Source organism: Paenarthrobacter sp. UW852 (assembly GCF_024608385.1).
GTDB lineage: Bacteria > Actinomycetota > Actinomycetes > Actinomycetales > Micrococcaceae > Arthrobacter.
This window is the reverse complement of the sequence record NZ_JAMSGY010000002.1, coordinates 463,124-485,984: the sequence shown is the minus strand read 5'-3', so window position 1 is coordinate 485,984 and position 22,861 is coordinate 463,124. Positions and strand designations below refer to the sequence as shown.

At 63.3% G+C, this 22,861-nt stretch carries 18 protein-coding genes; 12 read left to right on the top strand and 6 right to left on the bottom strand.

The features are described 5' to 3' along the window. Nucleotide 1 precedes the first annotated feature (1 nt). From iolD to NEK97_RS05340, 6 genes are read left to right on the top strand one after another with little or no spacing between them, the layout of a single operon-like run. A complete protein-coding gene (gene iolD / locus NEK97_RS05365; RefSeq protein WP_257369024.1) occupies nucleotides 2-1,927 on the top strand; it encodes a 3D-(3,5/4)-trihydroxycyclohexane-1,2-dione acylhydrolase (decyclizing) in 1,926 nt (641 codons plus the stop codon). Nucleotides 1,928-1,970: 43 nt separating this feature from the next. Further along, on the top strand, nucleotides 1,971-3,482 hold the full coding sequence (locus NEK97_RS05360) for a CoA-acylating methylmalonate-semialdehyde dehydrogenase (RefSeq protein ID WP_257368879.1): 1,512 nt from the start codon (nucleotides 1,971-1,973) through the stop codon (nucleotides 3,480-3,482). Nucleotides 3,483-3,515: 33 nt separating this feature from the next. Then, nucleotides 3,516-4,433 carry a sugar phosphate isomerase/epimerase gene (locus NEK97_RS05355; protein ID WP_235519036.1) on the top strand — a complete coding sequence of 306 codons (918 nt, stop codon included), beginning with the start codon at nucleotides 3,516-3,518 and terminating at the stop codon, nucleotides 4,431-4,433. Nucleotides 4,434-4,466: 33 nt separating this feature from the next. Further along, nucleotides 4,467-5,480 carry a Gfo/Idh/MocA family protein gene (locus tag NEK97_RS05350; RefSeq protein ID WP_235519037.1) on the top strand — a complete coding sequence of 338 codons (1,014 nt, stop codon included), beginning with the start codon at nucleotides 4,467-4,469 and terminating at the stop codon, nucleotides 5,478-5,480. 10 nt (nucleotides 5,481-5,490) lie between these two features. Then, nucleotides 5,491-6,363, top strand: coding sequence for a sugar phosphate isomerase/epimerase family protein (locus NEK97_RS05345; protein WP_257368878.1), 873 nt, complete (start codon nucleotides 5,491-5,493; stop codon nucleotides 6,361-6,363). Beyond that, on the top strand, nucleotides 6,360-7,775 hold the full coding sequence (locus tag NEK97_RS05340; protein ID WP_235519039.1) for a sugar porter family MFS transporter: 1,416 nt from the start codon (nucleotides 6,360-6,362) through the stop codon (nucleotides 7,773-7,775). The genes NEK97_RS05345 and NEK97_RS05340 overlap by 4 nt, the downstream gene beginning before the upstream one ends. Before the next feature lie 65 nt (nucleotides 7,776-7,840). On the opposite strand, the gene iolB is transcribed toward NEK97_RS05340, so the two are convergent. Continuing rightward, a complete protein-coding gene (iolB, locus tag NEK97_RS05335) occupies nucleotides 7,841-8,734 on the bottom strand; it encodes a 5-deoxy-glucuronate isomerase (protein WP_257368877.1) in 894 nt (297 codons plus the stop codon). Nucleotides 8,735-8,748: 14 nt separating this feature from the next. Continuing rightward, nucleotides 8,749-9,489 (bottom strand): GntR family transcriptional regulator, encoded by a 741-nt coding sequence (locus NEK97_RS05330; RefSeq protein ID WP_235519041.1) that lies wholly within the window; start codon nucleotides 9,487-9,489, stop codon nucleotides 8,749-8,751. A gap of 307 nt (nucleotides 9,490-9,796) precedes the next feature. Here NEK97_RS05330 and NEK97_RS05325 point away from each other — a divergent pair, with 307 nt between their 5' ends. The 3 genes from NEK97_RS05325 to NEK97_RS05315 all read left to right on the top strand — a co-directional run bounded on the left by NEK97_RS05325 (nucleotide 9,797) and on the right by NEK97_RS05315 (nucleotide 12,855). Then, nucleotides 9,797-10,792: a substrate-binding domain-containing protein gene (locus NEK97_RS05325; protein WP_257368876.1), complete on the top strand. Its 996-nt coding sequence runs from the start codon at nucleotides 9,797-9,799 to the stop codon at nucleotides 10,790-10,792. A 65-nt stretch (nucleotides 10,793-10,857) separates the two neighbouring features. After that, nucleotides 10,858-11,916, top strand: coding sequence for an ABC transporter permease (locus tag NEK97_RS05320; protein WP_211712910.1), 1,059 nt, complete (start codon nucleotides 10,858-10,860; stop codon nucleotides 11,914-11,916). A gap of 12 nt (nucleotides 11,917-11,928) precedes the next feature. Beyond that, a complete protein-coding gene (locus NEK97_RS05315; RefSeq protein ID WP_211712911.1) occupies nucleotides 11,929-12,855 on the top strand; it encodes an ATP-binding cassette domain-containing protein in 927 nt (308 codons plus the stop codon). 75 nt (nucleotides 12,856-12,930) lie between these two features. Here NEK97_RS05315 and NEK97_RS05310 read toward each other — a convergent pair whose 3' ends face one another. After that, a complete protein-coding gene (locus NEK97_RS05310) occupies nucleotides 12,931-13,926 on the bottom strand; it encodes a LacI family DNA-binding transcriptional regulator (RefSeq protein WP_257368875.1) in 996 nt (331 codons plus the stop codon). Nucleotides 13,927-14,082: 156 nt separating this feature from the next. Here NEK97_RS05310 and NEK97_RS05305 point away from each other — a divergent pair, with 156 nt between their 5' ends. Both NEK97_RS05305 and NEK97_RS05300 read left to right on the top strand, forming a co-directional pair. Further along, nucleotides 14,083-15,270 carry a Gfo/Idh/MocA family protein gene (locus NEK97_RS05305; protein ID WP_257368874.1) on the top strand — a complete coding sequence of 396 codons (1,188 nt, stop codon included), beginning with the start codon at nucleotides 14,083-14,085 and terminating at the stop codon, nucleotides 15,268-15,270. Further along, the gene (locus NEK97_RS05300; RefSeq protein WP_257368873.1) at nucleotides 15,267-16,286 is read left to right on the top strand and encodes a sugar phosphate isomerase/epimerase; all 1,020 of its coding nucleotides are present in this window, start codon (nucleotides 15,267-15,269) and stop codon (nucleotides 16,284-16,286) included. Before NEK97_RS05305 ends, NEK97_RS05300 begins: the two co-directional genes overlap by 4 nt. Nucleotides 16,287-16,369: 83 nt before the next feature. Here the strand turns inward: NEK97_RS05300 and NEK97_RS05295 are convergent, their stop codons facing one another. Together NEK97_RS05295 and NEK97_RS05290 are read right to left on the bottom strand one after the other, a co-directional pair. Further along, the gene (locus tag NEK97_RS05295; RefSeq protein ID WP_257368872.1) at nucleotides 16,370-17,395 is read right to left on the bottom strand and encodes a Gfo/Idh/MocA family oxidoreductase; all 1,026 of its coding nucleotides are present in this window, start codon (nucleotides 17,393-17,395) and stop codon (nucleotides 16,370-16,372) included. 246 nt (nucleotides 17,396-17,641) lie between these two features. After that, entirely contained in the window at nucleotides 17,642-20,452 is a 2,811-nt protein-coding gene (locus NEK97_RS05290; protein WP_257368871.1) for a chitobiase/beta-hexosaminidase C-terminal domain-containing protein, read from the bottom strand. Nucleotides 20,453-20,753: 301 nt separating this feature from the next. On the opposite strand from NEK97_RS05290, the gene NEK97_RS05285 reads away from it, so the two are divergent. Next, on the top strand, nucleotides 20,754-21,890 hold the full coding sequence (locus NEK97_RS05285; protein WP_257368870.1) for an LOG family protein: 1,137 nt from the start codon (nucleotides 20,754-20,756) through the stop codon (nucleotides 21,888-21,890). Between the two features lie 9 nt (nucleotides 21,891-21,899). Here NEK97_RS05285 and NEK97_RS05280 read toward each other — a convergent pair whose 3' ends face one another. Beyond that, complete coding sequence (locus NEK97_RS05280; RefSeq protein ID WP_257368869.1) at nucleotides 21,900-22,772, bottom strand: matrixin family metalloprotease; 873 nt, start codon at nucleotides 22,770-22,772, stop codon at nucleotides 21,900-21,902. Nucleotides 22,773-22,861: the final 89 nt, after the last annotated feature.

The window sequence follows — 22,861 nt, the reverse complement described above, 5'->3', positions numbered from 1 at the left end:
GATGACCGTGGCGCAAGCCGTGGTGGAGTTCCTGTCCAAGCAGTACACCGTTGACTCTGTTGATGGCGTTCAGTTCCGTGAGCGCTTGATTCCGGGGACGTTCGGTATCTTCGGCCACGGCAATGTGGCCGGCGTGGGCCAGGCCCTGAAGCAGTACCAGGCCGCGGATCCCGCGATCATGCCCTACTACCAGGGCCGCAACGAGCAGGCCCAGGTCCACCAGGCCGTGGGCTACGCCCGTCACACCCGTCGTCGCCAGACGTTCGCGATCAGCACCTCCATTGGTCCTGGCTCATCGAACCTGCTGACCGGCGCGGCGCTGGCCACCACCAACCGTTTGCCTGTGCTGTTGCTGCCCAGCGACACCTTTGCAACACGGGCTGCGGACCCCGTCCTGCAGCAGTTGGAGTTGCCGTACGCCTACGACATCACGGTGAACGACGCGTTCCGGCCGTTGTCGAAGTTCTTTGACCGGGTCTCCCGGCCGGAGCAGCTGTTCTCCGCGTTCCACCACGGCCTCCGGGTCCTGACTGATCCGGCCGAAACGGGCGCGGTGACGATTTCCCTGCCGCAGGACGTCCAGGCCGAAGCTTTCGATGTTCCCGAAGAGTTCCTGTCCGAACGTGAGTGGCGGATCCGCCGTCCCGAGGCGGAGGACGATGACATCCGCCGTGCCGTGGAGGCCATCCGCGCCGCGAAACGCCCACTGATCATTGCCGGCGGCGGTGTCCTGTACGCCTACGCAAATGACGAACTTTCCAAGTTCGCTGAGCTGACGGGAATCCCGGTGGGCAACACCCAGGCCGGCGTCGGCGTCCTGCCCTGGGACCACAAGTTCTCCCTCGGTGCCATCGGCTCAACCGGTACGACGGCGGCCAACGCCATCGCTGCCGAAGCGGACCTGATCATCGGGATCGGCACGCGCTACGAGGACTTCACCACCGCATCCCGTACGGCGTTCCAGAACCCGGACGTAAAGTTCGTGAACATCAACGTCGCGCCGATCGATGCCTACAAGCACGGCACGACGCTGCCGATCGTCGCCGATGCCCGCAAGGCGCTGGTGAAGCTCAACCAGGCCTTGGGCGGTTACCGCGTGGGTGCGGACTTGGAAGAGAAGGTTGCGGCGGAGAAGAAACGCTGGAACGCGATCGTGGACGAAGCCTTCGAAACCCGCTACACGCCGTTGCCTGCCCAGAACGAAATCATCGGCGCCACCAACAAGGCCATGGACGACCACGACGTTGTCATCTGTGCCGCGGGGTCGCTGCCCGGTGACCTGCATAAGATGTGGCGCGTCCGGGACCCGTTCGGCTACCACGTGGAATACGCGTACTCCTGCATGGGCTACGAAATCCCCGGCGGCCTCGGCGTCAAACGAGCAGCGCTGGCCGAAGCGGCAGCCGGTGGCCCCGACAGGGATGTGGTGGTCATGGTGGGGGACGGCTCCTACCTGATGATGCACACCGAACTGGTTACCGCCGTCGCCGAACGCATCAAACTGATCGTGGTCCTCATCCAGAACCACGGCTACGCGTCCATCGGTTCGCTGTCCGAGTCCCTCGGTTCCCAGCGCTTTGGTACCCAGTACCGGGTTCTGGACAAGGAGCAGCACAGCTTCGACGCCGGCGAGAACCTTCCCATCGATTTGGCCACCAATGCCGAGTCCCTGGGCGCGAAAGTCATCCGGATCGAACCGGGCGACAACGTCATCGAAGCCCTCGGTGCGGCGATCAAGGAAGCCAAGGCAGCTCCGGAGACCGGTCCGATCGTGATCCACGTCGAGTCCGATCCCTTGTTGGACGCCCCGAGCTCCGAGTCCTGGTGGGACGTCCCCGTCTCGGCAGTCTCCGAGCTGGAATCCACCCAGCAGGCCTACAAGACGTACACAGACCACAAGAGCCGCCAGCGCAAGCTGCTCGGCTGAATCCCAGACACACAGATCCCACAGACCACAAGGAAGTCCGCACATGTCGACGACGACCACACTGACCACCATCCACCACTTCATCAACGGCGCTGAAACCACGGGCGAGGGCGACCGTACCCAGCCGGTGTACAACCCGGCCACCGGCCAGGTCACCGCTGAATTGCGCCTGGCCAACGAGGCGGACCTGAACACCACGGTCGCAGCGGCCCGCAAGGCAGCCGATACCTGGGGTGACATTTCCCTGGCCAAGCGCACCGCCGTCTTGTTCAAGTTCCGTGAACTCGTCGCAGCCCACGTGGACGAGCTGGCAGAGCTCATCACTGCCGAGCACGGCAAGGTGCTTTCCGATGCCAAGGGCGAAATCGGCCGCGGGCTCGAAGTCATCGAGTTCGCCTGCGGTATCCCCACCCTGCTCAAGGGCGACTACTCGGACCAGGTGTCCACCGGGATCGACGTCTTCTCTTTCCGCGAACCCCTGGGCGTAGTTGCCGGCATCACGCCGTTCAACTTCCCGGTCATGGTTCCGTTGTGGATGGCGCCGATGGCCATCGCCACCGGCAACGCCTTTATCCTCAAGCCGTCCGAGCGCGACCCGTCCGCTTCGATGCTCCTGGCCAAGCTCTGGAAGCAGGCCGGCCTGCCCGATGGCGTGTTCCAGGTCCTGCACGGTGGCAAGGAGACCGTCGACGGCCTGTTGACGCACCCGGACGTGGATGGCATCAGCTTCGTTGGTTCCACCCCGATCGCCCAGTACGTCCATGAAACCGCCACCAAGCACGGCAAACGCGTCCAGGCATTGGGTGGGGCAAAGAACCACGCAATCGTGCTCCCGGACGCTGACCTGGACAACGCCGCCGACCACCTCGCCGCCGCCGCGTTCGGCTCCGCAGGGGAACGTTGCATGGCCATCTCGGTGGCCGTCGCCGTTGGGGACGCCGCGGACCTGATCGTGAAAAAGGTCGAAGAACGGGCTCTGGCCGTGAAGGTCAACAACGGCACCGAGCCCGACGCTGAAATGGGTCCGGTCATCACCCCGGCCTCCAAGGAACGCATCGTCAAGATCGTCACCGAAGCCGAGCAGGCCGGTGCAGCGATGGTAGTGGACGGCCGCGACCTCGTGGTCCCGGGCCACGAAGACGGCTTCTGGGTAGGTCCCACCGTGATCGACCACGTCAAAACCGAGATGACCGCCTATACCGAGGAAATCTTCGGACCCGTCCTGGTGGTAGTACGCGTCGATACCCTCGAGGACGGCATCAACCTGATCAACTCCAACCCGTACGGCAACGGCACCGCCATCTTCACCTCCAACGGCGCAGCAGCGCGGAAGTTCCAGCGCTCCGTCACCGTGGGCATGGTTGGTATCAACGTCCCGTTGCCCGTGCCGGTGGCCTACCACTCCTTCGGCGGCTGGAAGAATTCCCTCTTCGGCGACAAGCACATCTACGGCCCCGAAGGCGTCTCCTTCTACACCCGCGGCAAGGTCATCACGTCCCGCTGGCCCGAACCCACCCACGCCTCCGGCGCTTCCTACAACTTCCCCTCCAACTAAGTCCCCACCGCCGCAAAGGAAGACAACGCTGTCATGACCGACGTCGAGAACAAGCTCATCATTGGCACCGCACCGGACTCCTGGGGAGTCTGGTTTGCGGATGACCCCCAGCAGACCCCCTGGGAACGATTCCTGGATGAGGTTGCCGAATCCGGCTACAAGTGGATCGAACTTGGCCCGTACGGCTACCTGCCGAACGACCCCACACGCTTGGCTGAAGAACTCAAGCAGCGCGACCTCCAGGTCACCGCAGGAACCGTCTTCACGGCCTTCCACCGCGGTGCCGGCCAGTACGATGAAGCGTGGGAGCCGGCCCGCAAGGTCGCGGAACTGACCGCAGCCATGGGTGGAGAACACATCGTGGTCATCCCCGCCATGTGGCGCGACGACGTCACCGGCGAAGCTGTGGAGAACGGCGAACTCACGGACGAGCAGTGGGCGGACCTCTTCGCCGGCCACAACCGGATGGGCAAGGTCCTCCTGGAGGACTTCGGCCTGCACCAGCAGTTCCACTCCCACGCGGATTCACATGTGGGCGCGCAAAAGGACATCGAAACCCTGCTGGCCGCCACGGATCCGCAGTACTTGAACCTCTGCCTGGACACAGGACACGCGGAATACTGCGGAGCTTCCAGCCTGGAACTTATCAAGAACTACCCGGACCGCATCGGCTACCTGCACCTCAAGCAGATCAACCCACAGGTCCTGGCCGAAGTCAACGAGAAGAACATGACCTGGGCGGCTGCCAACCTGGCCGGCGTCATGACCGAGCCGCCGAACGGCCTCCCGGACCTGCGCGCAGTCATCGAAGCAGTCGAAGCGCTCAACCGGCCCATCTTCGGCATCGTGGAGCAGGACATGTACCCGGTAGCGTTCGATGTGCCGATGCCCATCGCCAAGCGCACCCGCAACTACCTGCTTTCCTGCGGTTCCCGTACCCGCGTCCAGTAGCACCCCACAAGAACCTCAAGAAGGATTGAAACAGTGACAAAGACTCTCCGCGTTGCCGTCATCGGCGCTGGCCGCATGGGTGCCGACCACATCAAGCGTCTCAGCACCCGCATCCACGGCGCTGAAGTGGCCGCCGTCGTCGACGTTGACCTCGCCAGGGCCCAGGCCGCCATCGAGGGTATCGACGGTGCCGTGGCACTCGCCAGCGCAGACGAAGCGCTCAACAACGGCGACGTGAATGCCGTGCTGATCGCCACTCCGGGCTTTCTCCACGAGGAAATTCTGTACAAGGCATTGGAGAAGGATTTCCCGATCCTGTGCGAGAAGCCATTGACCCCCGACGCCGAAAGCGCCTGGAAAGTTGTCCAGGCTGAGCAGGCTCTGGGCCACAAGCGCATCCAAGTGGGCTTCATGCGCCGCTTCGACGCCGAGTACTCGGCACTGGGCGCCATCATCCGCAACAGCGAATTGGGGGAGTTGTTGATGCTGCACCACCAGCACCGCAACCCCACCACGCCTGAGGGCTTCACCAACGAGATGCTGATCAACGACTCAGTAGTGCATGAGTTCGACGCCATCCGCTACTTCACCGGTGAGGAAATCACCTCCGTCCAGGTCCGTCTGGGCAAACCGACCCGCAGCGCACCCAACGGCCAGCACGACCCCCAGCATGTTCTGCTCGAAACCGAATCCGGTGTGCTGGCCGACGTCGAAATCTACGTCAACGCCAAGTTCGGCTACCAGGTGGCCACGCAGGCGTCCTTCGAGGATGGCATCGTGAGCATCGGCGGGGACAACGGCCCCTACGTCCAGGCAGCCGGTAAGTGGGGCGGCAATGTCACCCCAGGCTTTGAGGAACGATTCGGAGCAGCGTACGACGTCGAGGTGCAGGCTTGGGCGGACGCCGCCCTCCGCGGCGAAATCGGCGGACCTACCGCTTGGGACGGCTATGCCACGGCAGCATGCTGCGAGGCTGGTGTCGAAGCGCAGAAGTCGGGCGAAAAGGTCAAGGTCCAGTTGAACACCAAGCCGGACCTGTACAAGTAGGGGACTGAGCATGAAAATCGCCCTTGACCCCACACCGTTCCACCACAGCCACGGCCTGCTCGAATTCCCCCGGGTAGCGGCAGACCTTGGTTACAAATACCTGCAGATGACCCCGCATGCGGACCTCATCCCGTTCTACAACCATCCCAAGGCCGACGACGAGCTGGTAGGCAAGCTGAAAGCTGCGTGCAAGGATGCCGGCGTAGAGATCGCCTCTGTCCTGCCTGTCCTCCGCTGGTCCGGCCCGGATGAAGACGCACGCGAGGCAGCCGTCCGGTACTGGAAGCGGGCTATCCAGATCGCAGTGGACCTCGGCGTTCAGACCATGAACACAGAGTTCAGCGGCCGCCCGGAGAAGGCAGAAGAGTCCGAGCGTGCGTTCTACCGTTCCATGGAGGAACTGCTGCCGATCATCGAGCGCGAGGGCATGGACGTCCTGATCGATCCGCACCCGGACGACTTCGTGGAAGACGGATTGGCAGCTTTGCGCGTCATCCGCGGCATCAACTCGCCGAACATCGGCATGGTGTACGTGGCATCGCACACCTTCCACATGGGCAACAAGCCCCTGGAGATCATGCGGGCTGCCGGCGACAAGCTGCGGCTGGTGCACGTATCCGACACCATGGACCACCATGCGTCCCACGGCTTGCGGTACATCACCAATCCGCCGGGCAACGCGGTTCGCGTCCACCAGCACCTGAAGATTGGCGACGGGGACGTGAACTGGGATGAGTTCTTTGGCGGGCTGAAGGAAATCGGCTTCCTGGACAAGGAGAACACCGTCATGGTGTCATCCGTCTTTGCGGAGGATGAGAACGCCGAGGACGTGTCCCGGTACCAGCTCAAGACAATGATCGACTACGTCGCCAGGACAAAATGACGGTTGGTACGCTCCCCGTAACCCCAAAGAAAACCGGCAAGCCGGCCAACCCCAAAAAGTTCCTTCGCAAGGTGGCGCTGTTCTCCACGTTCGGCGGACTGCTGTTCGGCTATGACACCGGTGTGATCAATGGTGCCTTGCCGTTCATGCAGAAAGACCTGGGCCTGACGCCGTTGACCGAGGGCCTCGTCACTTCGATGCTGCTCTTCGGTGCGGCGTTCGGTGCCATCAGCGCCGGACGTTTGTCCGACCGCTTTGGCCGCCGCAGGACCATCATGGGCCTGGCCGTCATCTTCGCCGTGGCCACCGTCGCCTGCTCCCTTGCGCCAACCACGGAGCTGCTGGTGCTGGCCAGGACTGTCCTGGGCCTCGCCGTCGGCGGTGCCTCGGTGATCGTGCCGGTGTACCTGGCTGAAATGTCGCCTGCCGCGCAGCGCGGCAGGATCGTCACCCAAAACGAACTCATGATTGTGACGGGCCAGTTCCTGGCTTTCACGTTCAACGCGGTGCTCGGGAACCTGTTCCCTGAAGAGATGCACGTGTGGCGCTGGATGCTGGTCATCGCTACCTTGCCCGCCGTCATCCTGTGGATGGGGATGCTCGTACTGCCTGAGAGTCCCCGCTGGCTGGCGTCGTCGGGCCGGTTCAGCGAGGTGATGGACGTCCTGCGGCGGACCCGCGCCGCCGGTGACGTATCGGCTGAGTTCGACGACGTCCAGCGCGCCGCGCGCGAGGACTACCAGTCCCGGATGGGCACCTTCAAGGACCTGACCGTGCCGTGGATCCGCAGGATCTTCGTGGTGGGACTGGGCCTTGCCATCATCAACCAGATCAGCGGCGTCAACGCCATCATGTACTACGGCACGTCCATCCTGTCGTCCTCCGGTTTCGGCGACCAGGGCGCGCTCCTGGCAAATGTGGTCAACGGTGTGACTTCCGTGGTTGCCGTGATCGTGGGTATGTCGTTGATGACCAGGCTTCCCCGGAAGGCGATGCTCATTGCCGGGCTATCCGGTACCGCGGTGTCGCTCACAGCCATTTCGATCATCTCCGTCGCGGTTCCGGAGGGAACCCTGCGCGGGTACCTTGTCCTGCTGTTCATGGTGACCTTCCTGGCCTCCATGCAGTCGTGCATTGGTACGGTCACCTGGTTGACCCTGGCAGAGATCTTCCCGCTGCACGTGCGTGGGGTGGGAATGGGTATCTGCGTCTTCGTGCTCTGGATGTTCAACTTCCTGGTGGGCTTCTTTTTCCCGCAAATGGTTGCCTGGATGGGCGTCTCGGCGACGTTCCTGGTGTTCGTTGCGCTCCAACTGGTGGCCATCGGCTGGGTGAAACGCGCGATGCCCGAAACCAAGGGGAAGAGCCTTGAGGAACTGGAAGAGTTCTTCAAAGCCGGTTCACGACCGTAACGCAAGGCTTCAGAAGCACATAGCGAAGGCCGCCTGGAACATCCAGGCGGCCTTCGCTGTGTGGGTTACGCGCCGAACGGGAGCCGCGGATCGGTGTCCTGGCCTTCCCACGTTTGGCGGATCCAGCCGTGGTGGGGGTCGTCGCTGATGAGCCAGTCACGTACGCGGCCGGGGCCCGCCATGACGTTCAGGTAATACAGGTCGTAGCCTGGGGCGGCCATGGCCGGTCCGTGCCAACCATACGGGACCAGCACGACGTCGCCGGTGCGCACCTCGGCAGAGACGTCGATGGGACGCTCGTCGGAGGCGTAGACGCGCGCGTAGCCGATCGGATCCGTGTCCTCTGGTGCAGGGGACCCCGGGGCAACGCGGGTCTCAAAGTAGTAGATCTCCTCAAGGCTGGTCTCGCCGTCCTTCTCCTCATCGTGCTTGTGGGGAGGGTAGGAGGACCAGTTACCGGCGGGGGTGATGACCTCGCACACGATGAACCGATCGGCTTCCAGCGCAGCCGGCGTGCCAAAGTTGTGGACCTGGCGTGAGCAGTTCCCTGCTCCGCGGAGCTCCACCGGGGTTTCCTTGGCCGTGATCAGGCGGGTGGGATAGCCGGCTTTGGCGGGCGCCGTCGCAATGGCCACCCTGCCGCCGTCGTTCGAGCTGATGCTGACGGCCTTGTCGATCCCCGTGTACAGGACGTCACTTGGCCCGTGGAAAACCGACTGCCGTCCCGCGAGGCTGTACTCGCCGTCGTCGACCGTTACGGTGAAGGATCCGCTCAGCGGCACCACGATGCGCTCCTCCGGAGCGGCGGGAAGCTCGACGGCGGCACCTGCGGCGAGCGTCGCGACCTTCAGTCCCGTGTGGGCCCAGCCGTCTACGGCCAGGGTGGAGTCAGAGGTTCCCAGGGAGATGTCCCATTTACCGTCAGTGGCTGTTCCCAGCGGGTATACCCAGTTGGTCATGTGTGTGTCCTTGTTTAGCGCTGTACGAGTGTCATTTCAAAGCTGTAGGAGTCTGCGCGGTAGACGTGGTGGCCGGTTTCCACCATGCGTCCGGTGTCATCCACCGCGGTGCGTTCCATGGTGACCAGCGCCGACCCCACCTCGGCTTCGAGGAGGGGAGCCTGGTAGTCGTTGGCGATCATCGCGCCGATCCGTTGCGAGGCCAGCCGGAAGTTGACCCCGCCGCGGCGCAGGATCGCGTAGAGGCCTTCCTTGGCAAGCTGTGCCTCGTCCATGCTGGTGATGTCGTCGCGGACCCAGTTCTCCATGAGCGCCAAGGGCTTGCCACCTACTTTGCGCAGGCGGGTGAAGTGGTAGACCTTGGAACCGGCCGGCAGTTGCAGGGCTGTCAGGGTTGCCGCGTCGGCTTCAATGTGGGAGAAACTGAGGACGTCCGTGGTGGGCTTTTTGCCGTTGTTACTGAGGTCGTCATAGAGGCTGGAGAGTTCCAGGGGCCGGCGGACCTGGCTTGAAACCACCTGCGTTCCTACGCCACGCTTCCGGACCAGGAGCCCGGCCCGGACCAGTTCATCCATGGCTTTGCGCATGGTGGGGCGGGATAGGTTCAGCTGTGCCGCGAGGTCGATTTCGTTGTCCAAGCGGCTTCCGGGTTCCAGGATGCCGCTGTGGATGGCGGCCTCGATTCCTTGGACCACCTGATGGTAAAGCGGTACGGGGGACGAACGATCGATGCTGAGACTGAGTTGGTTCGCCACTGGATTCTCCTAGACGCCTGCTGAAGGCCGGCCGGGGGAGCGGGTCTGCGGCTCCTCTGCCGGATGGTAGCGTATGTCCGCTCATGTTCTCTTGATAGGACATACTGCCTTTTTCTGATGATAGCAGCCGCGGTAGGGCCGTCAAGGAAGGGGCCGGTTCGGCCTTCACGACAGCCATATTACGTTAAAACATCCTAATGTCAGGACAAACTATTGACAAAGTGTGAGGTCAGTCACCATGATCTGAGTAGCAGGTGTTCCGGATACGAGTCCCGGAAACCTGAAGCTGACATCAAAGGAGATAACGGTGGCAAAATTCTCATGGCGCAAAGCGGCGGTCGTCGCAGCAGTGGTTCCCCTGGTGGCACTGAGCGCCTGTTCAAGCCAGGGCGGCAAGCCGGCCGATAACGGCGGCGCCGCAGCCGCTGGCCAGGTGGCATCCACTGACCGGATCAAGATAGCGCTGATTACGCACGCGGCTGCCGGCGACACGTTCTGGGACATCGTCCGCAAGGGTGCCGAGGAAGCATCGGCGAAAGACAACGTTGAACTCCTCTACACCAGCGACCCTGAGGCCGGTCGCCAGGCGCAGCTGGTCCAGCAGGCCATTGACCAGAAGGTGGATGGCATCGCCGTCACCCTGGCAACCCCGGACGCGCTGAAGGATGTCCTCAAGAAGGCCACCGACGCGGGCATCCCGGTGGTAAGCCTCAACGCCGGCGAATCAGTCTCCAAGCAGTTGGGTGCCTTCACCCACTTCGGTTCCAACGAGCAACTTGCCGGCGAAGCAGTCGGCACCAGGCTCGCCTCCGAGGGGTACAAGCACCCCGTCTGCGTGATCCAGCAGCAGGGCCACGTCGGCCTTGAAGCCCGTTGCGCCGGTGTGAAGGCCAAGGTGCCCGCAACCGAAATCCTGTACGTGGACGGCAAGGACATGACTGCGGTCCAGTCCACCGCCACGGCAAAGCTCCAGGCCGCCAAGGACGCCGACGTCATCATCGGCCTCGGCGCTCCGATCACCCTGACCCTGCTGAAGTCCGTCACTGACGCCGGCAGCTCGTCGAAGGTTGCCAGCTTTGACCTCAACGCCGACCTTGCCCAGAAGATCGTGGACGGCGCCGTGATCTTCACGGTGGACCAGCAGCCGTGGCTCCAGGGCTACATGTCCGTTGACTCCCTGTGGCAGGCCAAGCGCGGTGGCTTCAAGATCGGTGGCGGCCAGCCCGTCCTCACCGGCCCAACCATCGTGGACAAGACCAACGCATCCGATGTCCTCAAGTTCGCCCAGCAGGGCGTCCGCTAGATCCAGGAACCAGGCTGCGCGGCGGCTCCCTGCCGCGCAGCCTGACCAACAAGGAGTCCTCCCCTATGGCAAACACAGCAACCCTGCCGCCGGCGCCGGCTACGGCCCCCGGCGATGAACGGATCGGGCGGCGCAGCCCCCTCCAGAAGTTCCTCGCAAGGCCCGAAGTTGGAGCGTTGGTGGGCGCGGTGGTCCTCTTCATTTTCTTCGCGTCCGTTTCGCAGACGTTCACCCAACCCAACGCACTTGCTACCGTGCTCTACGGCTCATCGACCATCGGAATCATGGCGGTAGGCGTGTCCCTGCTGATGATCGGTGGGGAGTTCGACCTCTCCACAGGTGTTGCCGTGATCTCCTCCGCACTCACTGCGTCGCTGTTCAGCTGGAACTTCTCCCTGAACGCCTGGGTCGGCGTGGGGCTGGCCTTGGTGGTCTCCCTGGGCATCGGTTTCATCAACGGCTGGATCCTCGTCAAAACCAAACTGCCCAGCTTCATCGTCACCCTGGCCACATTCCTGATGCTTACCGGCCTCAACCTGGCACTCACCCGCCTCATCGGCGGCAGCGTATCCTCGCCGTCGATCTCCAAGCTGGACGGCTTCGAATCAGCACGTGCGGTCTTCGCGTCCTCCGTCAGCATCGGCGGGGTGGAGGTCAAGATCACGGTCTTCTTCTGGATCGTCCTGGTTGCCGTGGCCTCGTGGATCCTGCTGCGCACCCGGATCGGGAACTGGATCTTCGCCGTAGGCGGCGACGCAAACGCCGCCCGCGCCGTGGGTGTTCCGGTAACAAAGACCAAGATCGGCCTCTTCATGGCCGTGGGCTTCTGCGGCTGGATTCTGGGTATGCACAACCTGTTCGCCTTCGACGCCGTACAGTCCGGCGAAGGAGTGGGCAACGAATTCCTTTACATCATCGCGGCCGTCATCGGTGGCTGCCTCCTGACCGGCGGCTACGGTTCCGCAGTTGGTGGCGCCATTGGCGCTTTCATCTTCGGCATGGCCAACAAGGGCATCGTGTACGCACAATGGAATCCGGACTGGTTCAAGTTCTTCCTGGGCTTGATGCTGCTGCTGGCCACCATCGTCAACCTCATCGTCAAGCGCCGGGCAGAGCTCAAGTAAGGGGCCGGAACAATGAACGCACAACAGATCGATCAGCAAACCCTGCTGAAAGGCGAGAAGGATCCCTTGACACACACACCGGTCCACCTGCTGTCCCTCGATGGAGTGGGCAAGCACTACGGCAACATCATCGCGCTGCGGGATGTCACCATGGCCGTGGACAACGGCCGTGTCACCTGTGTCCTGGGCGACAACGGTGCAGGCAAGTCAACCCTGATCAAGATCATCGCCGGCCTGCACCAGCACGACGAAGGCACCCTGCACGTGATGGGCGATGCCAGAAAGTTCAACTCACCAAGGGACGCGCTCGACGCCGGTATTGCCACGGTGTACCAGGACCTGGCAGTTGTTCCGCTGATGCCCATCTGGCGCAACTTCTTCCTCGGCTCTGAACTGACCAAGGGATTTGGACCGTTCAAGAGCATGGATGTCCAGAAAATGAAGGAGATCACGCTCAGCGAACTGGCCCAGATGGGCATCGACCTCCGCGATGTGGAGCAGCCCATCGGACAGCTGTCCGGCGGTGAGCGCCAGTGCGTGGCGATCGCGCGCGCCGTGTACTTCGGGGCCAAGGTCCTGATCCTTGACGAGCCCACTGCGGCACTTGGCGTGAAGCAGTCCGGCGTGGTGCTCCGCTACATCCTGCAGGCCCGCGACCGTGGCCTGGGCGTCATCTTCATCACCCACAACCCGCACCACGCTTTCCCCGTGGGCGACCGGTTCCTGTTGCTCAAGCGGGGCAAGTCGATTGGGTATTACGACAAGAAGGACATCACCCTGGATGAGCTGACGGCCCAGATGGCCGGCGGTGCAGAACTCGCAGAGCTGGCCCACGAGTTGGAGCAGCTCGGTGGCCACTCCGACGCCCTTGAGGAAGTCAAGGCCGAGGTGGCCGGTGTGGAGGAATCCGTTCCGGAAAACGCCACTAAGCGGCACTGACGCGGTAGCTGCTGAAAGTCCTGCCCGGAGCGCATGTTGGCTCCGGGCAGGACTGTTTTAGGCAAGGAGCCAACCCTAGCGAAGCGGCGCCGTGGTGCCCCGCAGGGCCAGGGTTGGCTCAATGAGCTTGCGCTCCGGTGCCAGTGTCGGATCCGCTATGCGGGCCAGTAGCCTGCGGGCGGAGTCCGCCCCAACAATGTCGCTGCGGTTGTCGATGGACGTCAGGTCCAGGAAACGCGACTTGGCCAAGGGGGAGTTGTCGTAGCCGATCACCGAAACGTCGGCAGGTACTGACAGGCCGCGTGCTTTGATGGCTGCGAAGGCGCCCAGGGCCATGGAGTCGTTCGCTGCGAAGATCGCAGTGGTGTCCGGATGGCGCTCCAGGAGCCGGCTTGCTGTCTCGTAGCCGTCTTCCTCCGACGTTCCGGTGGACTCGCTGATGACAGGCTCGACGCCGGCAGCTTCCACGGCGCGACGGTAACCGGCGCGCCGGTGTGCGGAGGCGCCGTCGGACCCTGAGACGTGGCCGATGCGGACGTGGCCCAAACCCAACAGGTGGTCGGCTGCCATGCTTCCGCCGCCGTCGTCATCATTGGTGATGAGGTCGGCGCCCTTCGGCACGCCTTTGCGCCAGCCGGCCACCACGGTGGGTACCCAGGTCTTGGCGAGCATGGCCTCGCTCGGTTCGGCGGCTATCACCAGCGCATCGACGTGCATGGCAAGCAGACCGTCTGTTGCTTCCTTGATCCGGTTTTCGCCCGGCCTGGAGTCCGCAAGCATCACCTGGTACCCAAGGTTTGAAAGGACTGATTCCATTCCACGGAGCAGGTCAACGAACCAGGGGTTCCGGTAGTCATCGATGACCAGGCCGATGCTTTTCGTGCTGCTGCTTGCCAGGGTGGTGGCGGCACGGCTCGGCCGGTAGCCCAGTTCAGTGATGGCGTCCCGGACGGCATTGCGGCGCTTTTCGCTGATTCTTTCGGGGTCTTTGAGGAACAGCGAAACCAACGACGGCGAAACGCCGGCTTGGGTGGCGACGTCGTAGAGCGTGGGGCGTCGGTTGTTGTTCAACGTATTGGCTGCCTTTCGTGTCCTCCCCCGAGGATAGTCCGTTAAGGATTGACAGGACATATAGACATGGTTACGCTCAAGTCCAGCGTAAAAATTGTAGCGCTACAAAATGCCGGACGATCCTCATGCGACGGCAGAATTTCGAAGGAGAAATCAATGGCTGAAAGCCTCGGCGTAGCCGTCATCGGAGCAGGCATGGCAGGCAAGGCCCACGCTGCCGCATACCGCACGGCATCCGCCCTCTATAGCCCCGTGCTTCCCAACATCCGCCTCGTTTCCATTGGCGACGTCAATGCCGAGTTCGGCTCCTTGGCTGCACGCCGATTCGGCTACGAACGCAACGACACGTCATGGCAGGCCATTGCCGAAGCCGATGACATCGACGTCGTCAGCGTGGTGATCGCCAACTCCCTGCACCGCGAGGTGGTTGAAGGCCTGCTCGCCGCCGGGAAGCACGTCCTCTGCGAAAAGCCGCTCAGTGACACCCTGGACGACGCCCGTGCCATGGCGGAAGCGGCACGCACCGCTGAGGCTGGTGGAGTCCTGGCACGCATCGGCTTCACCTTCCGCCGCACACCCGGCATCGCCTACATCCGCGAACTGATCCAAAATGGAGTGCTCGGAAATGTCCTGCACTTCAGTGGCCGGTACTGGACGGACTATGGTTTCAGCCCTTCGGCTCCCATGAGCTGGCGCTACAAGGGCGGACCCGGCTCCGGTGCGTTGGCCGACGTCGGAAGCCACCTGACGTATGTGTCCGAATTCCTGTGCGGCGACATCAAGTCCATCAGCGGTGGCAGGCTGTCCACTGCGATCGATAAGCGCCCGTTGCCACTGACCGCCGTGATGGGTCACGACCATGTTGCCGTCAGCGACACCTTCGAGGCCGTGGAAAACGACGACTACGCAGCCTTCAACGCCGAGTTCACCAACGGTGCCGGCAGCTTCGAAGTGTCCCGCGTTGCGGCAGGACACGCCAACAGCCTCCAATTCGAGGTCTTCTGCGAGAACGGCGGAGCCAAGTTCGACCAGCGCCGCCCCAACGAAATCCAGCTCTTCCTCAACGATGGCTCCGGCCTGCAAGGCGGGTACCGCCAAGTGATCCTGGGCCCAGGACACCCCTACATTGCTGGCGGCCTGGCCATGGACGCCCCGGAAGTCGGCTTCGGCCAAAACGATGCCTTCGGATACCAGGCACGGGCCTTCCTCGAAGAGGTCGCGGGCTTGGCCGAAGCGGACTCCCTGCCCCGTTGCGCGACGTTCGACGAAGGTGTCCGCAACATGGAACTCCTCGGCGCGGTCACTGAGTCCGCCCTGGACAACGGAAAGAAGATCACGCTATGAAGCTCGGGGTCTACAACGCGATCCTCCACGACCGTCCGCTTCCTGAAGCGCTCAAAGTCATCGCCGACCTTGGCCTGACTGGCATCGAGATCAACACCGGCGGATTCCTTCCCGCCGTGCATGTCCCCACGTTCGACCAGATCCTGGAAAGCGACGCCGCCCGCGACGACTACCTCGGGATCTTTGAGGGCACCGGTGTCTCGATTGCAGGCCTGAACTGCAACGGCAACCCCCTGCATCCCAAGCGGGAAATTGGCGAAAAGCACGCCGAAGACATCCGTCGTTCCATCCGCTTGGCCAGCCGGCTCGGCCAGGACCGCGTGGTGACCATGTCCGGGCTGCCCGGGGGAGAGCCGGGCGCCACCACGGTGAACTGGGTGGTCAACGCTTGGAACTCTGCGGCGCTGGACGTCCTGGACTACCAGTGGGGAGTGGCAGCAGCCTTCTGGAAGGAAACCGACCGGCTCGCCGCAGACCACGGCGTTAAGGTGGCCTTGGAACTGCACCCGCAGAACATTGTTTTCAATACTGCCGATGTCTACAAGCTTGTTGAGCTTACGGGAGCAACCCATGTGGGCGTTGAACTGGACGCATCCCACTTGTTCTGGCAGCAGATGGATCCCGTGGCGGTGGTCCGCGAACTTGGGCCGCTGGTCCTCCAGGCTGCGGCCAAGGACGTCCGGGTGAACAAGGACAACGCTGCGCTCTATGGCGTGCTGGACAACAGCTTCCGGCGCCTTTCCGCAGACGAGGACCGGACCAGCCTTGGTGGCGACGAATGGGCCAACGAATGGCCCAAGAACTCTGCCTGGGACTTCGTGGCCCTGGGCCGTGGTCACGACACCGCGTTCTGGACCGAGTTCCTCCGGGCCCTGCACGAGGTCGATCCGAACATGCTGGTCAATATCGAGCACGAGGACGTCTCGCTGGGTCGGATCGAGGGGCTCGAGGTCGCGGCACAGGTGCTTCGCGATGCCGACGCAGCCCTTGAGGCATCGTTCAACGTCCCTGCCTAAGAGTCCCGTGCTGCGTCCGGGGCGGCGGCTACGGCCCCCGCCCCGGACGCGCCGTTCACCGTTCCGTGTGCTGCACGCTGATGCTAGGCCTGGACCTTGACGGGGACGCCGGTCTCCAGGGATAGCTGTGCTGCGTCGGCTACCTTTGACGCAGCCACGGCGTCTTCGGGAGTGCAAGGATTCTTACTTTTGCCGAGCACAACCTCTACGAAGGCCGCCATCTCGGCCCGGTAGGCCTGGTCAAACCGCTCGGCGAACGTGGTGTGCGGAGTGCCATTCGGGAAGGTCACTGCGGGCTCGGCCGACCTCATCGCCATCTGCTGGTCCATTCCCACCAGCACTGATTGCTCGGAGCCTTGAAGTTCCAGGCGGACATCATGCCCGGCTCCGTTGTAGCGGCTGGCCGATACCGTACCCACCGTGCCGTCGTCGAACGTCACCAGAGCCAGGGCGGTGTCGACGTCGCCCACCTCACCGATGGCCGGGTCGCCGTTGTTGGAACCCTTGGCGTAAACTTCCACGATTTCCTTGCCGGTGAGCCAGCGAAGGATGTCGAAGTCGTGGACTGAACAGTCGCGGAACAAACCGCCCGACGTTTCCAGGAACTCCACCGGCGGCGGGGTCATGTCGCAGGTGACAGCCCGAAGTGAGTGGATCCAACCAAGCTCCCCGGCCTCGTAGGCCCGCTTGGCCTCCAAGTACCCGGCATCGAATCGACGCTGGTGACCGATTTGGACGATGCCCGACTTCTCGCTGATGTAGTCGAGGACGGGTTGTGACTCCGGAACATTTACGGCCACGGGCTTTTCGCAGAAGACCGGGATGCCTGCGTCCACCCCTGCGCGGATGAGTCCAGGGTGAGTGGCTGTGCCTGTCGCAATGACCAGGCCGTCCACGCCGGACGTGATGAGCTCCTCCACCGATCCCAGGAATTCGGCGCCCACGCTGGTCGCCACTGCGCGGGCATGGTCCTCTGCCACATCCGTCAGTTTCAGGCTCACGTGGATGCCGTCCGGGTTGAGGGCCTCGTTGAGTGCGCCGATGTTCTTGGCATGCATCACGCCGATCCGGCCTACGCCTACGAGGCCGAGGGTCACGTTCTTGGTCATTTCTGTCTCCGTCGGTGCAGCAGAAGGTCATCTCCTGAGAGGGATTCCTGAAGTGAGACTAGAGGTTGTCAGATTGTCCTGTCAAACATTGGGTGGGGATGTGAGTGAGCGTCTGGCTGAAGGGGTGGGGATGTGAGTGAGCGTCCGGCTGAAGGGGGTGGGATGCGGGAGAGGGTGTGGACATGGCTGACGCGGGCCGAAGAGTCTGGGGGAAAACTCCGACCCGCGCCAGGTTCATGGGGCCGGTCAGGCGATGATCTTCATCGCCTGCCAACCGGTACCGAGGCTGGTGGGTGGAACGTTGATGAACGTTCCGCTGCCCGAGCCCGGATACAGCCACAGGGTGTCTCCGATGCGGCCGAGAACGTCATTCTTGGCGTCGCCGTCCAGGTCCCGGGGCCCTGCCATCGATGTTCTGTTGTCCCAGCCCGTGGAGATCTGCTTCCACGGCAACCAATCGCTGGCTCCATCGCCGGGATAGAGCCAGAGTGCGCCGGTATCCGTGCGCCGGGCCAGCACGTCTGCTTTACCATCTCCATTAAAGTCCCCTGTGCTGAAGATTGCATTCATGACATTCCAGCCCGTTCCCACCGTGGTGGGCGCCCTGAGCCCGCCGCTGCCGTTCCCTGCGTAGAGGCGGAGGTCGCCGGTGCTGCGCCGGGCCATGATGTCGGGAATGCCGTCGCCGCTGAAGTCCCCGGGGGAGAACAGCTGGGTCATGGCACTCCAGCCGGTACTGATCTGCGAGCGCGCACCGAAGCCCCCGGCCCCGTCACCCGGATACAGCCACAGGACATCGCCTGCGCGGGCTACGACGTCGGACTTGCCGTCCTTATTGAAGTCCCCGGGGGTGATGGCATCAGTAACGGTGGACCAGTCCGAGGCTGGTATGGCAAGCTTCCTGGCCTGCAGGCCGCCAGCGCCGTCACCCGGGTACAGGTACAGGTTTCCGGTCGCATCGGAGGCCAGGACGTCGGCTTTGCCGTCACCGTCGAAATCATGGGCCGACGGCGGCCCGGCCGCTGGAACGCTGTACGTCTGGGTACCGACGGCGGAGGTGTTGCCGGCGGTGTCCACTCCGATGTATTTGAGCACCAGTGGCGAGTTGCCCATCACGATTGGAGTCGCGTACTTGAAGTTCGTGGCGCTCTCCGTTGCCGTCGGCGTGCTGCCATCGGTGGTGTAGTAGATGGTTGTCCCAGCCTCATTGGCAGACAGCGAAATGGTGGCTCCACTGGCCAACGGACGGCTGGTGGGATTGGCCGTCACTGTGGGAGCCGTGGTGTCTGCCGGGACTGTGTAGGTCTGCGAGGCGACGTCGGAGGCATTGCCGGCAGGGTCGGTAGCGAAGTACTTCAGCGTCATGGGGCCGGTGCCCGGGAACGTGATCGGAGCGGAGTACACCAGCCCGGCCGTCACCGGATCCGTGCCGTCCGTGGTGTATTTGATCACCGAATTCGTTTCATTGGCCGTCAAAGTGATCGACGTACCGGCAGCGTACGCACCTCCCGCCGGGTTGGCGGTCACGACTGGTTTGGTGGTGTCCGGTCCCGTGGAGTAGGTCTGCGTGGCCACTGCGGACGCGTTGTTGGAGCTGTCCACTGCGAAGTACTTCAGGGTCAGCGGGCCGTCAATGGTGATGCTTGCCGTGTTCGGGTAGCTCACCTTCGTTGGAGTCGACGTCGTGGGCGTGGACCCATCGGTGGTGTAGTAGATGGTCCCGGGCTCATTGGTTGAGAGGGTGACCTTCTGCCCAATGTCATAGGTTCCGCCTTCAGGTGTGGCTGTGACTATGGGGGCGACGGTGTCAGCGGTGATGTACGCCTCGAATTCGGCCAGGCCCACGTTGGTGGTGGAACTGCTGACGGCGGTGATGTTGAACCGCAGGGAGCTTACCGTCCGGGCCGGAAAGTTGACGGTCAGGCCCGAGCCGTTGTTGGGCAGTGCCGGAACCGGGACGGTGCTGCCGTCAGAGAACTGCAGGTTGCCGCCCGTCACCTGGTCGCTGGCTACCGGCCTGTCGAAGAGCGTCACGGCGTTGATGGTGCGTGCCGGGGAGAAGTTGTATTGGATCCAGCTTCCGGCCTTCCCACCGTTGGTTACCCATTCCCGGCTTGCGTCCATCGGGGATCCCCAGGCGTAGCCGTCGCGCGCCTTCTCCGGGCTCTGTGCCGAGGCTTTCTGCGAGGACGCAGACACGGTGGTGCCGGGGGACTTGGCTGCGTTGCCGGTCCACTCGATGGCGGTGATGTACTGCCGTTTGAGCCAATCGCTGTAAGGCGGGGCAGGGCATGGCGTATCGCAGAGGTATTTGTCGAAGTCGGCGAAACGGACAAACGCGTTCACCTTCGCCGTGAGCTCGGCACCGGTCACGTTCTGCGCGTACTCGTCGATGACGTAGGCGTCGTAGGCGGAGGAAGTATGCGGCCCTGTGTACGAGCGGGTTGCCAGCTGGGCGAACTTCGCTGTTGCCCAGTGGTCGCTGTGGTCATAGGGATCGTTGAAGTTCCCGGTCCAATCCTGGGTACGGAAGGTGGTGGGCCGGAAATTCTTGACCAGCGTGTTCAGCGTGGTTTGAAACTGCTCTTTGGTGTAAGTGGCAGAGCCATCCACGGGACGGATGGAGGACAACCGGCCGTCCCACAGTTTAAGGATGCTTTGGCCCCCGTACCGTGAGCTTCCTTTACCGTTGGGAAAGCCGTCAGGGAGCCGCAGGTACACCACGGAAATGGTGGGGGCATCCCTGAGGGTATAGACGCTGATGGCGCGGCCGGGAACGCCGGCGTCGGAGGTCGTCCACGAATTGGCCACCCCCGCCATCATTGCGTACGTTGCCCGGATGCCGTCTTCCAGGCTGTTCCAGTAAGCAGGCCCCTCGCCCGCTTCCCCGGCGGTTGTGTAGACGGTCTGGACGCAACGCTTGGCTTGGATATCGCGCATGAAGTCCGGGCTGATGAAGATCAGGTCGTCGTCAGTATGGGCCACGATCTGCATGGCGCCACCGGTACCCGGGCAGGGCGGAACGGCCGCAGAAGCCGGCGCGGTGACGCCAAGCATCAGGCCTGAAACGGCAACGGAAAAAGCGGCAAGCCATGTCAGTAATCGATGGCTTGCGGAAAAAAGTGGGGTCATGACACGGAAACGGGGACGGCGAAAGTGTTTTGGACGGTCCACAACCATGCTCCTTCGAGCAGATGTTGGGCCCCCCAGCCGGCGAACTTTACGACGCCCCCAGAGCGTCATCTGAATGAAGTTATGTACTCGGCCCGCTCTCGAGAGAGCCATGGGCGTCGTAATGCGAGTTACTGTACTCCTTCGGTCCGGGCATGGGTAGGGTTCAGGCCACTACGCTGAAACCATGAATCGCACCGGAGCTTTGAACCCGAGTCCGCGGACACTCGACGTCGAAAGTGTGGTCCACTTCGACCGGCTGGTGGCCGCAGGGGCCGGGTCGATGCACGGTTGGCACGCGCAGTCTTTGGACCTCCGTGGACATTCGCGTGAGCTTAAGGCCCTGGACCCCCAGGGCGCGATCTTCCTTGGCTGCACTTTCGACGACGGCGTGGAAGAGAGCCTCCGACGCCGCGGGGCGCTCATCTTTCCCAAGATGCAGGGAATCCCGTTCGACCCCTACCGGGGGAGCCTCTACTCGGCCGACGAGCTCTACCATGACATTTCCGCCACAGAGTACGAGGCCACCCTGGATGCCAGGATTTACCAGTGGAGCATCCTGCCCGGGCAGCGGAAGAGCCTGGATGCCACCCTTGCTGCCGCCCTGCACGACCATGCGATCGGTGATGCCCTGGACGAACTGTTGGATCAAGGCGCCCTGTCAGACCGCAAACTGGTGGGAGTCATGGGTGGGCATGCCGCCCAGCGCGGGACCCGCGAATTCGCCGACGCTGCCCGGTTGGGACGGCTCCTGGCCAAAGCCGGCTTCGCCGTCGCCACCGGCGGTGGTCCCGGTGCCATGGAAGCGGCCAACATGGGCGCCTACTTGAGCGGACTGCCCGACGCCGATACCGCAGCCGCGCTTGACACGCTCGCCCAGGTACCCGGGTTCAGGCCGTCCGTGACAGCGTGGGCGCGCCAGGCGGCAGCCGTCGTTCAACAGCATCCGCGAGGCACTCCGACGCTTGGCATCCCCACGTGGTTCTACGGACACGAACCTCCCAACCTGTTCGCCACCCACATCGCCAAATACTTCGCCAACGCCGTCCGCGAAGCCATCCTGCTGGAACTGTGCAATGGCGGGATCGTCTTCCTGCCGGGGGCGGCCGGAACTGTGCAGGAGATCTTCCAGGATGCGTGCGAAAACTACTATGGCGCGCCCGAAACCATCACGCCCATGGTGCTGGTGGGACGCGACCACTGGGAGCGGACCTTCCCGGCCTGGCCAATGCTTCAAAGCCTGGCCGCCGGAAAGCCCATGGAAGGCCGGATCTTCCTGGTGGACAGCGTGGAGGAAGCGCTCGCGGTTGTGACCGGGCACTGAGGAAGCTGCTCAGAAGTCCTTGCTGCAGGCGCCTGAGCCAAGTTGGGCCAGCCCGGTAAGGTCGCCGGCTGCGTACTCCCGAACCCAGGATGCTTCGTCGAACATGAGTTGGCGCGGGTCGCTGACGTGGTCCAGTCCCACAAGATGCCCCAGTTCGTGCATGATGACAGCCACGCCTATTTCCTGGCCGTGGGGAGTGTCGATGATCCCGGCGAACTGGGGAGCGTCCAGGGAGAGCGTGCCGGTGACGTACGCCTTGTAGCCGTTGCTCAGGCCAATGGAGGAGCTTCCGCCAAGGCCCACGGTCTGTCCGGCCAGGCGGGGGACCTGCTCCGGTGTGCTCCACGCGATCAGCACCGGCGCCCAACGGTCTCCGTACCTCGCGGGCTGGTACCCGGACCTGTTGGTGGAAGGAACCTCGGAGCTGGGACCGTCGTAGATAAATTTCAGTCCGGTAGCGAGGCTCACCTGCCGGATGGCTTCCTCCACCATGGCCTGCCAGGAAGCCGGCGCAAGATCGGAGTTGACCACGTAGTGGATGGGCCGGCAGGGCGAATAGGCCAGCGGGGTCCCGTCCTCCTTGACGGCCAGGAACTTGTACGAGGAGCTGGTCTTCTTCAACGGCGCAGGTTTGCCAAGGGGTGCGTCGGCTTCCTCGAGTCCGGGTGGAGGATCCTGGCGCTGCCCAAAGGGCACCACCCCGGGCCGTGGTGGTTGGCCTTGGACAAGGGGCGAGCCGGTGACGAGTTGTTGGAGTTCGCCGCTGAAGTAGGCGCCCGCGCAGACGAGTCCGAGGATGCCGAAGAAGAACAGGATGGCGGCGATGCTGCTGTGCTTGATGGGCGGCCTGACAGGCGGATCTTCGGGCGGACGCGCAACCACTGGGAGGAAATTCGGCCGGGGAGGATCATGGTCTGGCCACTTGGACGACCCAAAAGGTTCCATGGAACCCCCTGACGTAGCGGCCGCGA

Coding starts and splice junctions, on each gene's coding strand:
- NEK97_RS05300 (WP_257368873.1), top strand. CDS start 15,267: ATGAAGCTCGGGGTCTACAACGCGATCCTCCACGACCGTCCGCTTCCT.
- iolD (WP_257369024.1), top strand. CDS start 2: ATGACCGTGGCGCAAGCCGTGGTGGAGTTCCTGTCCAAGCAGTACACC.
- NEK97_RS05305 (WP_257368874.1), top strand. CDS start 14,083: ATGGCTGAAAGCCTCGGCGTAGCCGTCATCGGAGCAGGCATGGCAGGC.
- NEK97_RS05290 (WP_257368871.1), bottom strand. CDS start 20,452: ATGCTTGGCGTCACCGCGCCGGCTTCTGCGGCCGTTCCGCCCTGCCCG.
- NEK97_RS05315 (WP_211712911.1), top strand. CDS start 11,929: ATGAACGCACAACAGATCGATCAGCAAACCCTGCTGAAAGGCGAGAAG.
- NEK97_RS05355 (WP_235519036.1), top strand. CDS start 3,516: ATGACCGACGTCGAGAACAAGCTCATCATTGGCACCGCACCGGACTCC.
- NEK97_RS05295 (WP_257368872.1), bottom strand. CDS start 17,395: ATGACCAAGAACGTGACCCTCGGCCTCGTAGGCGTAGGCCGGATCGGC.
- NEK97_RS05340 (WP_235519039.1), top strand. CDS start 6,360: ATGACGGTTGGTACGCTCCCCGTAACCCCAAAGAAAACCGGCAAGCCG.
- iolB (WP_257368877.1), bottom strand. CDS start 8,734: ATGACCAACTGGGTATACCCGCTGGGAACAGCCACTGACGGTAAATGG.
- NEK97_RS05320 (WP_211712910.1), top strand. CDS start 10,858: ATGGCAAACACAGCAACCCTGCCGCCGGCGCCGGCTACGGCCCCCGGC.
- NEK97_RS05345 (WP_257368878.1), top strand. CDS start 5,491: ATGAAAATCGCCCTTGACCCCACACCGTTCCACCACAGCCACGGCCTG.
- NEK97_RS05360 (WP_257368879.1), top strand. CDS start 1,971: ATGTCGACGACGACCACACTGACCACCATCCACCACTTCATCAACGGC.
- NEK97_RS05285 (WP_257368870.1), top strand. CDS start 20,754: ATGAATCGCACCGGAGCTTTGAACCCGAGTCCGCGGACACTCGACGTC.